Below are 12,639 nucleotides of genomic sequence, written 5' to 3'. Positions count from 1 at the left end.
GACAAGCGTAGATGAGCGGGCCGAATCCCCCCGGACGGGACTCAGGCGGCGCGGATCTCCCAGGTGAGGAGCCGGGCCAGCCCTCGTCTGAGGACCCCACCGCAGACGCGGCCGGTGCTGAGGGCGGCGCGTCCGGCCCCCCAGCCCAGGAAGAGTACCCACGGGCGTATTCGGCGCCCGAGTCCGAGCAGTTCGTCAGCGCGCCCTATGTGGCTGCCGACCCGGGACTCTACGACTACGACAGCTACGACGCGGGGGCGGACGCCGGGGAACCGCAGGATCCGCCGCGCTGGCCCTGGGTGGTCGGAGTGATGGCCATCGTCGCGGCCGTGGCCCTGGTCGTGTCGGTCTCGGTGCTGGTGACCCGGACCGACACCGACAGCCTGGCCACCCCACAGCCGACGACGACCTCGCTGCCGCCGATACAGGACGAAATCACCACGACCACACCACCACCTCCGCCGCCGCCCCCGACGGAGGAGCCACCGCCGCCACCCCCGGAGACGGTGACCATCACCGAGCCCCCGCCGCCACCACCACCGCCGCCGCCCCCGGCCGCCGAGGAGCCTCCGCCCCCGCCACCGGCGACCACCGAGCCGCCCCCTCCGCCGCCGCCGACGACCACCCGCGCGGGCCCACGCCAGGTGACCTATTCGGTCACCGGGACGAAGGCTCCCGGTGACATCATCACCGTCACCTACGTCGATGCGACCGGGCGGAGCCGGACCCAACGCAACGTCTACATTCCGTGGTCGCTGACCGTGACCCCGATTTCGCAGTCCGAAGTGGGGTCGGTGCAGGCGTCCAGCCTCTTTCTGGTGAGCAGACTGAACTGCTCGATCACGACGAGCGACGGTGAAGTGCTGTCCTCGAACACCAACAACGCCGCCCAGACCAGCTGTTAGCGAGTCACTGCCGATGACAGATCTGACGGATTCCGCGACGCGGTCACGTCCCACCTTCGACCCGTTCTCTCTGGAGCGCAACGATCGGCTGCTGCTGGCCGGATGTGCGGTGGCCTGGTTGGCCGCCCTGGGTGCCGCTGTCGCGGCAGTCGTCGCGCTGATCGACCTCGGGCGCGGCCACGTCGACACCGGCGGGGGTGGAACGCCGTGGGTGCTCTACGTGATCATCGCCGTGTCGGCGGCTGTGATCGTCGCGGCGGTGCCGCTGTTGCTGCGGGCCCGGCGGACCGCCGAGCAGCGGCCCGAGCGGGCGGCACCGCAACCGGTCGCCGAGCCGGTCGGTGAGCCCGTCCGAGGCGCCGACGCGGCGACAGAGAAACTGCGGGTCGCGCCGGCCGCGGCAGCACCAAGCGCGGAGGCTGCCGAACCGTCCGTCACCTCAGCCGCACCGTCGTCTCCGTACATCGACCAAATCTGGTTTCGGTGTGCGACGTCGTTGGTCGGTGCGATGGGCGTCGCCGTCCTGCTGATCGGGGTGTCGACCTACCTGTTGGCCGTCGGCAACGACACGGTGGCGTGGGTGCTCTACGCCTTCGCCGGTGTGGTCACCGTCGCGATGGTGGCCATCCCGTGGTACTTCGTGCGCGAGCTCGGCGCCACACTGGAGTCCTGAGCGCCCCGCTGGTTGTGCGCTGATGGCGGGCGGTCGGCACCGGTTGTGCGTCGGCGGTGGTGATCTCGCGTTGTCCCCGCCCTGGGCGCACGTTCGGTGGGCGAGGTGTTGCGGGCCCCGTCCGAGGTGACCGCCCGCTGATGGGACCGTCCGGGTGTCATCCGGCAGTCACGCAAAAAGCTGATCCGCCCCGGCCGGTCGGCCGAGACGGATCAGCTTGTCGGGCTTGGTTACTCGGGTGTCAGTGATGCCCGTTGCCGGAAGATCCGTTACCGGACGAGCCGTTCCCTGAGGTGTTGCGTTCCTGCACCTCGCGCAATGCCGCGATGGCCTTGCGCTCGGAGGCATGCGACGCCTCGGTGATCGCCTCGTGCTCGGAGAGCGGATCCCCGTAGAGGAAACTGCCCGAACCCGGTGCGCCGCTGGAGCCCAGCTTGTTCATCCGCTTGGGCAGGGCAGCGCCCTGGTACTCCAGCGGAATCGGGTGACCGTGCTCATCGACCGGTCCGAGCGGCTGGTGCAGCTCGACGTAGGCGCCGTGCGGCAACCGCTTGATGATGCCGGTCTCGATGCCGTGCTCGAGCACCTCGCGGTCGCTGCGCTGCAGACCGACCGCCCACCGGTAGGTGGTGTAGTAAACGATCGCGGGCAGCAACACCATGGCCACGCGGCCGATCCAGGTCGTCGCGTTCAACGAGATGTTGAACTTCAGCGCGATGATGTCGTTCATGCACGCGAAGGTCAGCAGGATGTAGAACGAGATCGCAGCGGCGCCGACAGCGGTACGCGTCGGTGCGTCACGCGGACGCTGCAACAGGTTGTGGTGCGCATCGTCACCGGACAACTTCTTCTCGAGGAACGGATAGATGATCAGCAGGATGAAGATCAGCCCCATCGCCACCGCAACCCAGTTGCCCTGGGCGATGGTGTGCCCGAACGGATAGAACTCCCACGCCGGCCAGAGCCGGATCAAACCGTCTGTCCACATCATGTAGAAGTCGGGCTGGCTACCGGCCGAGACTTGGGATGGGTTGTAGGGCCCCAAGTTCCACACCGGGTTGATCTGCAACAGACCGCCCATCAAACCCAGGACGCCGACGGTGACGGCGAAGAAGGCGCCGGACTTCACGGCGAAGACCGGCATGACCCGCACGCCGACGACGTTTGTCTCGGTGCGTCCGGGACCGGGGAACTGGGTGTGCTTCTGGAACCACACCAGGGCCAGGTGCACACCGATCAGGGCCAGGATGATGCCCGGGATGACCAAGATGTGCAGCGCGTAGAGCCGGGGGACGATGATGTCCCCAGGGAAGTCGCCACCGAACAGCGCCCAGTGCATCCAGGTACCCACGACGGGGATGCCGATCGTGATCCCCGAGAAGGCGGCGCGCAGGCCCGTGCCTGACAGCAGGTCGTCGGGCAGCGAGTAACCGAAGAAGCCCTCGAACATGGCCAGGATCAGCAGCAGCGAGCCGATCACCCAGTTCGCCTCACGCGGCCGCCGGAACGCGCCGGTGAAGAAGATGCGGGCAAGGTGGACCATGATCGATGCGGCGAAAAGTAGAGCTGCCCAGTGGTGAACCTGGCGCGCGAACAGGCCGCCGCGCACCTCGAAGCTGATCTCGAGGGTGGTCTCATAGGCCCGCGACATGCCGACACCGCGGAGCGGCTGGTAGACCCCGTCGTAGGTGACGTGCGCCATCGACGGGTCGAAGAACAACGTCAGGTAGATGCCCGTGATGAGCAGCACGATGAAGCTGTACATCGCGATCTCGCCGAGCAGGAAGGACCAGTGCGTCGGGAAGACCTTGTTGAGCTGCCGACGCACGGCCGCCGAGGGGTGATACCGCGAGTCGATCGCGTCGCCCTGTTTGGCCGCGATCTCGGCTGCGTCTAGACGTGGGCTCATGACTTCCGCTCCCAGAATGCCGGTCCGACGGGTTCGATGAAGTCGCCGTTGGCGACCAAAAAGCCGTCCTGGTCGATCGTGATCGGCAGCTGAGCCAGCGCGCGGGCCGCCGGACCGAAGATCGGCTTGGCGAAGTGCAGCGCGTCGAACTGCGACTGATGGCACGGGCACAGGATGCGGTAGGTCTGCTGCTCGTAGAGCGATGACGGGCAACCCAGGTGCGAGCAGACCTTGGTGTAGGCGAACAGTTCACCGAAGTTGAAGCTCTCCTGGCCGCGGCGCTTGACCACGCGCGACATGTCGCCGGGCTTGATGCGGATCAACATCACCGGGTTGCGCACGCCCATCGAGATGTCGAACAGCTTGTGCTCGGATTCGACAGTTGTTCCGTCACCATCGGATTCGCGCCAGGGGAACACCGTCTCCATGCCGCCGGCGTCGATGTCCTCGGGGCGGATCTTGATATAGGGCGAGTTACCGGGCCGGCCGGTGGCGCGGGCCAGATAGATCGTCTCTCCCTCGTAGCGCGGCGTCCACCCGGAGGTCCACAGCTCGGCCTTCATACCTTCGGCGGTGGGCACCACGGGCTTCCACGGGTTCTTGATCAGGCCGCCGATCGAGGCCACCACCGAACCGATGCCGAACGCACCGAACGCGATGCCCAGCGACAGGCCGATCAGCTTGCGGCGCTTGATCGTCGAGCCGTCCAGCGCGTCGCCGAGGTTGGCTGCGATGGTCTTGCGGTGTAGCTCGGGGGAGCGGCCGTCGTGGCGGTCCTGAACCGAGATCTCCTCGGGGATGAACTTCTTCTGGTACAGCACGGCACCGATGCCGATCGCCAGAATCGACATACCGAAAGTCAGGCCGTAGAGCGGGGTGGCCAGCGAGTAGATGAACTCACCTTCGGAGCCGACGGGCTGGTACTCCCAGGGCCAGAACAGGAAGACCACCAGCAGAGCCAGTCCGAAGAATCCGGCCAGCAGTAGCCAGAAGGCCACCAGCCGTTCGGCCCGCTTCTCGGCCTTGGTTCCCGGTATCGGCCAGCGCGGTTCCTTGAAGATCGTCTCGACGCCGTCGAGTCTGCCGCCGAGTTCGACCAGCTCCTCGCGCGTCATGCGCGCCAGTTCAGCATCCGAGGGCTGACCCGGCGCGCCCTGCTGTCCGGGCGCGTCGGTTCCCCTCACGTCGTCGTCGCGGTTGTCGCTCATGCCCGTGCTCCGATCCACAGCGCGCCGGCGATGATCGCCACCATGCCGACGATCCAGGCCACCATCCCTTCCGAGGTGGGTCCGAAGCCGCCCAGTCCCAGGCCGCCGGGGGTCTTGACCTCCGCGGAGTCGCGGACGTAGGCAACGATGTCGCGCTTCTCCTCCGGGGTGAGTTGCCGGTCGGAGAACTTGGGCATGTTCTGCGGGCCGGTCTGCATGGCGGTGTAGATCTGGGCTTCGTTGGCCACGCCGAGGTCGGGAGCGTACTTACCCGAGGACAGTGCGCCGCCCTTGCCGGTGAAGTTGTGGCATGAGGCGCAGTTCAGCCGGAACAGATCGCCGCCGCGGGCGAGGTTGTCACCGCGCAGCGAGTGCATGGCGATCTCGCCGTTCTCGTCGCGCGGCACCACCGGGCCGCCGCCGTTGGCCTGGATGTAGGCGCCGAGTGCGTCGATCTGCTGCTCGTCGAACACGGCATCCTTCATGGGCGCCTGTGCCTCGTTGCGCATCGCCGGCATCCGGCCGGTGGAGACCTGGAAATACACCGCAGCCTCGCCCACGCCGATCAGACTGGGGCCGCGATCGGCAACACCCTGCAGATTGACACCGTGGCACGTGACACACGACATCTCGTAGAGCTCCTGGCCGGTGCGCAAGAGTGCCGAGGCCGACTCGTCGGCGACAGCCACCTGCGGGGTCGGCGTCAGCGTGGCGGCGAGACCGCCCGCGAACGTCAATCCCACTGCGAGCAGCAGTGCTGCCGACAGCCGCCGGCGCAACCGACGGCGTTTCACGGACGTAGGCATCGAACCCCTTCTCATCGGACGAAGTAGATGACGGCGAACAAGGCGATCCACACGATGTCGACGAAGTGCCAGTAGTACGACACCACGATTGCCGCGGTGGCCTGCGCCGGGGTGAACTTGCTCATTTTTGTGCGGGCGAGCAGCAGCACGAACGCGATGAGTCCGCCGATCACGTGCAAGCCGTGGAAGCCGGTGGCCAGGTAGAACACGGTGCCGTAGGCGCTGCTGGAGATCGAGGTTCCGTGGTCGACCAGGTGTATGTATTCGTAGCCCTGGCCGAGGACGAAGAAGGTGCCCATGGCCAGCGTCAGGGTGTACCAGCGACGCAGCCCGAACACATCGCCGCGCTCGGCGGCGAACACGCCCATCTGGCAGGTGAACGACGACGCGATGAGCACCAGCGTCACCGGCACGGCCAGCGCGAGGTTCAACTCCGTTGGCGGCGGCGGCCATTCGCCCCCGGACTGAGCACGCGCGGTGAAGTACATCGCAAACAGTCCAGCAAAGAACATCAACTCACTGGAAAGCCAGACGATCGTGCCAACACTGACCATATTCGGCCGGTTCAGCGAATGTACGCGCGACGTGATGGCGGTTCCCGAAGTACCTACAGCGCTCGTCACAGGAGCAAGTATGACGCTTTGTAGTTGTCGAACTCCACCCGGGTCTGGCAATTCGTCATAATCAGCCTGTGACTTTTCCTTCTCCCCAGTCCGGCCTCGCCCCCCACGAACGCGGTGCCGAGCCGACCTGGCCGATGATCTTGGGCCGGTTGACCACCAGCCAGGCACTGCTACCAGGACAGACAGGCTGGGCGATGGATCAGATCATGTCCGGGACCGCTACCCCGGCGCAGATCGCTGCGTTCGGCGTTGCGATGAGGATGAAGCGGCCCACGTCGGCAGAAGTCACTGAGATGGCCGACATCATGCTCCAACACGCGCGGCGAGTGCCGACAGACAGCATCGGCACCGCGACAGTGGACATCGTGGGAACCGGCGGTGACGGCGCGAACACCGTCAATTTGTCGACGATGGCCGCCATGGTGGTGGCCGCGGCCGGAGTGCCGGTGGTCAAGCACGGCAACCGCGCCGCGTCATCGCTGTCCGGTGGTGCGGACACGCTCGAAGCGCTCGGACTGCGCATCGATCTGGGTCCCGAGGAGGTGGCGCGCTGCGTCTCCGAGGTCGGCATCGGTTTCGCGTTCGCGCCTCAGTTCCATCCGTCCTACCGGCATGCCGGCGCGGTGCGACGCGAGATCGGTGTGCCCACGGTGTTCAACCTGCTCGGCCCGCTGACCAACCCGGCGACCCCACGTGCAGGTCTGATCGGTTGCGCCTGGCCCGACCTGTCGGAGGTGATGGCCGGCGTGTTCGCCGCGCGGGGCTCCAGCGTGTTGGTGGTGCATGGCGACGACGGTCTCGACGAGTTGACGACGACCACGACCAGCACGATCTGGCGGGTTCAGGCAGGCACGGTGGAGCGGTTGACCTTCGATCCGGCGGCGTTCGGTTTCGCCCGTGCCGAAATCTCCGAGCTGGTCGGCGGCGACGCCGAGTCGAACGCGGCGGAGGCCCGCGCCGTGCTGGGTGGGGCGAAGGGGCCGGTCCGGGATGCGGTGCTGCTCAACGCCGCCGGCGCAATGGTCGCGTACGCCGGGTTATCCAGCGACGCCAAGTGGGTCCCGGCCTGGGAGTCCGGCTTGACGAGAGCCAAGGACGCGATCGACTCCGGCGCGGCCGAACAACTGCTCGCGCGGTGGGTGCGGTTCACCCAGCAGCTCTGAGTCGCGGGTCTGCTCGGCGGCCACCTGCGCCGAGCGCGCGCAGGCCGCCCATGCGGCCCAGCGTCCGGCCGCGCCGATCGGCGAGCAGTAGCCCGCGGCCACGCGCACGATGCGCACGCCCGGCCGGGACAGCCATTGCGTGATGAGCGCGGATTCTTCGATCAGTGCGCCGCCGTGCGGGCCGGGCTCGGGCAGCACCGTCTCGGCGGCCGCGCAGAGCGCGTCGACGACCGGCATCGGCGGCACTCCGCGGGGCGCACGGCCGGCAGCGGCCAGCCGCCCGTGGCGGATCACCGCCAGGTGCCAGCCACGTTCACCGTCGGGCCGGGCGGCGATGAGCTCGGGCAGGGACGTCAGCGCCCGCAGCCGCTGACCGCGCCACAGCACGTCGATGGTGGCTGCAGCCCGGTCGCGCATGCGTGCGGCAGTCTCGTAACGATGCCGATCGGCCAACTCGGCGATCTGGCCGATCGCGGCCTCCAGCGGTTGACTGCAGTGTCCATCGAGCAGCGCAACCGCCCTGTCCACCGCGGCGCGGTATGACTCGGCGTCAAGACCACGCTCGGCCGGGCACGGTGCGACCTCGCGGTCGACACACTTGGCTCCGTGCATGGCCGAGCGGGCCAATCGAGCGGTACAGGTGCGCACTCCGGTGAAGCGCGCGATCAGATCCCCGGCATCGGCCGCGTCCGCGCGGGTGCGGAAAGGCCCGACGGCAGTGTCGGTGCGCGGCGCGCGCACCGCCGAGAATCTCGGGAAGGGCTCGTCGGTCAGGGTCAGCCACCACCATCGATGGGGGAATTTCGAGCGCCGGTTGTAGGGCGGGGCATGCGCTGCCAGCAGGCGCAGCTCGCGGACGCCTGCCTCCAGGTCGTGGGCGCACTCGACGTGGTCGACGGCGATGGCCAGCGAGGCCATCTCCTTGATCCGGGCGCGCGGGTCGGCCCCGTTGAAGTACTGGGTGACCCGGCGGCGCAAATCCACTGCGGTGCCGACGTAGAGGACCTCACGTGACGGACCGCGGAACAGATACACCCCCGGACTGTGCGGCAGCGCCCGGGCCAGGTGACGGTTGCCGCGCTGGGCCGGGGTGACATCGGGCAGGTACGAGCGCAGTGCGGGGTAGGTGTGGATGCCCTGATTGCCGACCCGCTCGATCAGCCCGTGCAGCACGTCGACGGTGGCCCGGGCGTCGTCGAGTGCACGGTGGGTCGGTCGGGTCGCGGCGCCGAACAACTGCGCCAATGCCGCCAGGCGCACGCTGGGCGCCTCGTCGCGGGTCAGCACCCGGCGTGCCAGTCGGACCGTGCACAGCACCGGCGGCTTGGGCCAGGGCACCTGGTTGCGCTCCGCGGCCGCCCGCAGAAACCCGATGTCGAAGCCGGCATTGTGGGCGACCAGGACGGCTCCGCGGCAGAACTCCAGGAACGACGGCAGCACCGCTTCGATGGGTGGCGCGTCGTAGACCATCGCCGAGGTGATTCCGGTCAGCGCGACGATCTGTGGTGGGATGGCGCGCCCCGGGTCGATCAGGGTGGCGAATTCGCCGAGTACCTCGCCGCCGCGCACCTTGACCGCTCCGATCTCGGTGATCGCGTCGTGGCGCTCACCGGAGGCTCGACCGCCGGTGGTCTCGAGGTCCACGACGACGAATGTCGTCTCCCGCAACGTCACGTCGGCCAGCGTGTCGACGTCGGCGAAGCTGAGCTGCCCCATGGGCCGAACGTAAGCGCGTCCGGTGACAAGTCCCGGCACCGACGCGGTGAATCCGAGGATCCGCGACTTGTCGGACGGCGCCGATACCGTGCGCCCATGCCGATCGAGAGGACGGATGCGATGACGCAGGATCATTGCCGGCGAGACGACCATGCAGGCCCGGTGGACGACGACGGCACGCTGACCATCGACTGTGACGACTGTGCGGTGCGTGGCCCCGGCTGCCGGGATTGCGTCGTCAGCGTGCTGCTCGGGGTGCCCGAGACACTTCGTGTCGACGAACAGCGTGCCCTCGAGGCGCTCGCTGAAGTCGGGTTGGCGCCGAGGCTGCGGCTGGTGCCGATCCACCGGCAGGGTGGGTCGGGCGTCGCCTGACGACACGCGGTAGGGTTGGCGCCCAGCGCATCACAGCCGAGGCTGTTAAATTTGCGTCTCGTGTTGGACAAGGCCGATGCCGTTTCGTAACCTATCTGAGACCTAATCGCAGTTCGAGGCGGCTCCTTTACGGCAATCGAAGGACGAGGAAATCTTGACGTTCGCCCGCGCGCACCGGAGTACCAGCCGGTCTCGGCAGACCCTCATCAGAGTGATAGCCAGCATGGCGCTCGTCGGCGCGATGATGACCGGCTTGGCCGGCCACGGTTATGCCGACCCCGCTGACGACGCGTTGGCCCAGCTCAGGCAGCTGTCCCGGCAGGCCGAACAGACCACCGAGGCCATGCACTCCGCCCAACTCGACCTGAACAACAAGCTCGACATCCAGCACGCCGCCGAAGCCAAGCACGCCGCGGATACTGCCGCCGCAGAGTCGGCCAGAATCCAGCTCACCGACTATCAGGGCAAGGTCGACAACCTGGCCGCTGCCCAGTACATGGGTGGACGCACGTCCGGGTTCGACGCGATGCTCACCGCGCCGTCGCCGCAAGGGCTCATCGACCAACTGTCTGTGCAACGGGTGATGGCCGCCGAGATGTCGGCTCAGATGGCCCGGTTCATCGAGATCGGCCAACAAGCCGAGCGCGCCGAGAAGGCCTCGGCCGCCTCTGCGGCCGAGGCGAAGACCGCTGCTGAGCAGGCTGCCGCGGTGCGCGCCGACTTGCAGGCCAAGCAGAGCCAGCTACAGGTCCAGATCGCCGTTGTCAAGGCGCAGTACGACGCGTTGACACAACCCCAGCGCGAGGCGCTGGCCGCGATGCCGCCGCCTCCGCCCGGGCCGGAAGCGCCGGCGCCGCCGCCAGGCGAGGACCCGGCCGTGCTCGCCGCGCCGCCGGCTCCGCCGCTGCCGGGTGCGATCCCACCCGGTGACGTCGCCACTCCCGGTTCCCCGGTGGCCGCCACCGTGATCCAGGCGGCCATGAGCCGCATCGGTTCGCCGTACTCGTGGGGCGGTTCCGGACCCAGCGCCTTCGACTGCTCGGGCCTGGTGATGTGGTCGTTCCAGCAGGCCGGCGTCTCGTTGCCGCACTCCAGTCAAGCCCTCGCGCGTGGCGGACAGCCGGTATCGAGGGATCAGATGCGCCCCGGTGATCTTGTCACCTACTACTCCGACGCTTCGCACGTCGCCATCTACATCGGTGACGGAATGATGGTGCACGCATCCACCTACGGCACGCCCGTGCGAGTCGCCCCGGTGGATAATGCCCCGATCTACAACGTCCGTCGGTACTGACCGCGCCCGCGCGCTCAACCGGCGCCGGCTCGGCGCGGTACTGGGCGCCGAATTGGTCTGCGCGGTGCTGCTCGTCGCCGGGACAGGCAGTGCCCCAGGCGGGCCGGTGCACGCCGAACCGACCAGTCTCGCGACGGCGGACACCGGTGCAGCCGACACTGCAACGGCGGTCGCCCCTGCGCCGGCGCTGACCGCCCTGACCACCCCGGATGGCAGGACCGCCGCGCTCATCGACCTCGGGGCGCCCGGTGGAGATGTGCTGCTTGAGCGCATCGCGTCCGAACTGCCCGCCGCGACCGAAGCCGTCACCAGCTTCTGGGGTCCACAGTGGCCCCGCGAGGTCGAGATCGTCGTTGCCGGCACTGCCGACCAATTCGAGACCCTGGCCGCCGGGGGAGCAGATACTGCGGCCACCACTACTGCCGAGCGCATCATGTTCTCCCCAGCTGCGGCCGCCATGACCGACGACGATTTGCGAATCGTGCTGCGCCACGAGCTCTTTCACCACGCGGCTCGGGGCGACACTGCCATCGACGCCCCGGTGTGGCTTGTCGAAGGGGTGGCCGACTACGTCGGACGTCCACCGGTGCCTGAGCCGGTCATGCCCGCAGTGTTGCCGACCGACGAGGAGCTCAGCACACCGGGCCCGCAGCGTTCGGCTGCCTACGACCGGGCCTGGGAGTTCGCGTCGTATGTCGCCGCCACCTATGGCCCCGGCAAGCTGCGCGAACTGTACGTCGCGGCGTGCGGGCATGGTCACCGTGACGTCGAGACCGCGGTGCGTGATGTCCTCGGTGTTAACCTCGCAGCCCTGACGGCAGGGTCGTCGTGAGTCGTGTCCTGCTCGTCACCAATGACTATCCGCCTCGGCCCGGCGGAATTCAGGCGTACCTGGAAGCGCTGGTGACCCAACTGGTCGACACGGGTCAGCACGCTCTGACCGTGTACGCGCCCACGTGGAAGGGCGCCCCGGACTACGACGCCAGGGCGGCCGCAGACGGATATCAGGTCATCCGGCACCCCACCACGCTGATGGTGCCCGAACCGACGGTGGCGCTGCGGATGCGGCGGATGATCGAGCAGCACCGCATCGACACCGTGTGGTTCGGCGCCGCCGCCCCGCTGGCACTGCTCTCGCCGTTGGCCCGCTCCGCAGGCGCTCGGCGGGTGATCGCCAGCACCCACGGTCACGAAGTGGGTTGGTCGATGCTGCCGCTAGCCCGTAATGCGTTGCGGCGCATCGGAAACAGCGCTGACGTCATCACCTACATCAGTTACTACACGCGCAGCCGCTTCGCATCGGCGTTCGGGCCGCACGCGGCACTCGAGCACGTCCCACCCGGGGTGGACGCCGCCCGTTTCGCCCCCGACGAGGTGGCCCGGGCACGGTTACGGGCACGGTACGGGCTCGGGCAGCGCCCGGTCGTGGTCTGCGTATCGCGGCTGGTGCCCCGCAAAGGCCAGGACATGTTGATTCGGGCGTTTCCGGCGATTCGACAGCGGGTGCCCGGGGCCGCACTGGTCATTGTCGGCGGCGGGCCGCACCGGACCTCGCTGCGCAGGCTGGCCCATGGCTTCGGGGTTGCCGAGCAGGTGATCTTCACCGACGGTGTGCCCGCCGACGAGCTCCCGGCCCATCACGCGATGGCCGATGTATTCGCGATGCCGTGCCGCACCCGCGGTGGCGGCCTGGACGTCGAAGGCCTGGGCATCGTCTATCTGGAGGCTTCCGCGACCGGTGTGCCGGTGGTGGCAGGCCGTTCGGGCGGAGCTCCCGAGACGGTGCTCGACGGCAAGACCGGAACCGTGGTCGATGGCTGGGACGTCGGTGCCATCGCCGCGGCGGTGGGCGATCTTCTGGCCGAACCTCGCCGCGCCTCCGCGATGGGCGCGGCGGGCCGGCAGTGGGTGCTCGACAACTGGCAATGGCATCGCCAGGCGCAGCGGCTGGCGCGACTGCTCTAGCT

At 68.3% G+C, this 12,639-nt stretch carries 11 protein-coding genes and 1 pseudogene; 7 read left to right on the top strand and 5 right to left on the bottom strand.

The window, feature by feature from the left end; translation table 11 throughout:
* The first annotated feature begins 11 nt into the window (after window positions 1-11).
* Both KXD98_RS15665 and KXD98_RS15660 read left to right on the top strand, forming a co-directional pair.
* Window positions 12-905, top strand: a complete 894-nt coding sequence (locus tag KXD98_RS15665; protein WP_260759294.1) for an MmpS family protein — start codon at window positions 12-14, stop codon at window positions 903-905.
* Between the two features lie 13 nt (window positions 906-918).
* Entirely contained in the window at window positions 919-1,578 is a 660-nt protein-coding gene (locus KXD98_RS15660) for a DUF2561 family protein (protein ID WP_260759293.1), read from the top strand.
* A 241-nt stretch (window positions 1,579-1,819) separates the two neighbouring features.
* On the opposite strand, the gene KXD98_RS15655 is transcribed toward KXD98_RS15660, so the two are convergent.
* The 4 genes from KXD98_RS15655 to KXD98_RS15640 are packed head-to-tail and all read right to left on the bottom strand — an operon-like array spanning window position 1,820 to window position 6,124.
* Complete coding sequence (locus tag KXD98_RS15655; RefSeq protein WP_260759292.1) at window positions 1,820-3,487, bottom strand: cytochrome bc complex cytochrome b subunit; 1,668 nt, start codon at window positions 3,485-3,487, stop codon at window positions 1,820-1,822.
* A complete protein-coding gene (locus tag KXD98_RS15650; protein WP_260759291.1) occupies window positions 3,484-4,695 on the bottom strand; it encodes a ubiquinol-cytochrome c reductase iron-sulfur subunit in 1,212 nt (403 codons plus the stop codon). Before KXD98_RS15650 ends, KXD98_RS15655 begins: the two co-directional genes overlap by 4 nt.
* Window positions 4,692-5,516, bottom strand: coding sequence for a c-type cytochrome (locus tag KXD98_RS15645; RefSeq protein WP_260759290.1), 825 nt, complete (start codon window positions 5,514-5,516; stop codon window positions 4,692-4,694). The genes KXD98_RS15650 and KXD98_RS15645 overlap by 4 nt, the downstream gene beginning before the upstream one ends.
* On the bottom strand, window positions 5,513-6,124 hold the full coding sequence (locus tag KXD98_RS15640; protein ID WP_260759289.1) for a heme-copper oxidase subunit III: 612 nt from the start codon (window positions 6,122-6,124) through the stop codon (window positions 5,513-5,515). The genes KXD98_RS15645 and KXD98_RS15640 overlap by 4 nt, the downstream gene beginning before the upstream one ends.
* 134 nt (window positions 6,125-6,258) lie before the next feature.
* Between KXD98_RS15640 and trpD the strand changes: the two genes are divergently transcribed.
* On the top strand, window positions 6,259-7,287 hold the full coding sequence (gene trpD / locus KXD98_RS15635; protein WP_260765227.1) for an anthranilate phosphoribosyltransferase: 1,029 nt from the start codon (window positions 6,259-6,261) through the stop codon (window positions 7,285-7,287).
* Here the strand turns inward: trpD and KXD98_RS15630 are convergent.
* Window positions 7,225-9,003 (bottom strand): annotated as a pseudogene (locus KXD98_RS15630) (DEDD exonuclease domain-containing protein); the annotation flags it as partial. The gene trpD and the pseudogene KXD98_RS15630 sit on opposite strands and share 63 nt — an antisense overlap.
* A gap of 120 nt (window positions 9,004-9,123) precedes the next feature.
* Here KXD98_RS15630 and KXD98_RS15625 point away from each other — a divergent pair.
* From KXD98_RS15625 to KXD98_RS15610, 4 genes are all read left to right on the top strand, one after another.
* Entirely contained in the window at window positions 9,124-9,378 is a 255-nt protein-coding gene (locus KXD98_RS15625; protein WP_260765224.1) for a hypothetical protein, read from the top strand.
* Between the two features lie 154 nt (window positions 9,379-9,532).
* Window positions 9,533-10,672, top strand: a complete 1,140-nt coding sequence (gene ripC, locus KXD98_RS15620; RefSeq protein WP_260759288.1) for a peptidoglycan hydrolase RipC — start codon at window positions 9,533-9,535, stop codon at window positions 10,670-10,672.
* Window positions 10,641-11,504: a basic secretory family protein gene (locus KXD98_RS15615; protein ID WP_260759287.1), complete on the top strand. Its 864-nt coding sequence runs from the start codon at window positions 10,641-10,643 to the stop codon at window positions 11,502-11,504. The genes ripC and KXD98_RS15615 overlap by 32 nt, the downstream gene beginning before the upstream one ends.
* Complete coding sequence (locus tag KXD98_RS15610) at window positions 11,501-12,637, top strand: glycosyltransferase family 4 protein (protein WP_260759286.1); 1,137 nt, start codon at window positions 11,501-11,503, stop codon at window positions 12,635-12,637. Before KXD98_RS15615 ends, KXD98_RS15610 begins: the two co-directional genes overlap by 4 nt.
* The last annotated feature ends 2 nt before the right edge of the window (window positions 12,638-12,639 follow it).

It is taken from the genome of Mycobacterium sp. SMC-4 (assembly GCF_025263265.1).
GTDB lineage: Bacteria > Actinomycetota > Actinomycetes > Mycobacteriales > Mycobacteriaceae > Mycobacterium.
The sequence above is the reverse complement of the archived record's forward strand: the minus strand, read 5'-3'. Positions and strand labels throughout refer to the sequence as shown.

What these genes read in the sequence shown, in the direction of transcription:
- KXD98_RS15665 (WP_260759294.1), top strand. Translation starts at nt 12, where the DNA reads ATGAGCGGGCCGAATCCCCCCGGACGGGACTCAGGCGGCGCGGATCTC.
- KXD98_RS15660 (WP_260759293.1), top strand. Translation starts at nt 919, where the DNA reads ATGACAGATCTGACGGATTCCGCGACGCGGTCACGTCCCACCTTCGAC.
- KXD98_RS15655 (WP_260759292.1), bottom strand. Translation starts at nt 3,487, where the DNA reads ATGAGCCCACGTCTAGACGCAGCCGAGATCGCGGCCAAACAGGGCGAC.
- KXD98_RS15650 (WP_260759291.1), bottom strand. Translation starts at nt 4,695, where the DNA reads ATGAGCGACAACCGCGACGACGACGTGAGGGGAACCGACGCGCCCGGA.
- KXD98_RS15645 (WP_260759290.1), bottom strand. Translation starts at nt 5,516, where the DNA reads ATGAGAAGGGGTTCGATGCCTACGTCCGTGAAACGCCGTCGGTTGCGC.
- trpD (WP_260765227.1), top strand. Translation starts at nt 6,259, where the DNA reads ATGATCTTGGGCCGGTTGACCACCAGCCAGGCACTGCTACCAGGACAG.
- KXD98_RS15625 (WP_260765224.1), top strand. Translation starts at nt 9,124, where the DNA reads ATGACGCAGGATCATTGCCGGCGAGACGACCATGCAGGCCCGGTGGAC.
- KXD98_RS15615 (WP_260759287.1), top strand. Translation starts at nt 10,641, where the DNA reads ATGCCCCGATCTACAACGTCCGTCGGTACTGACCGCGCCCGCGCGCTC.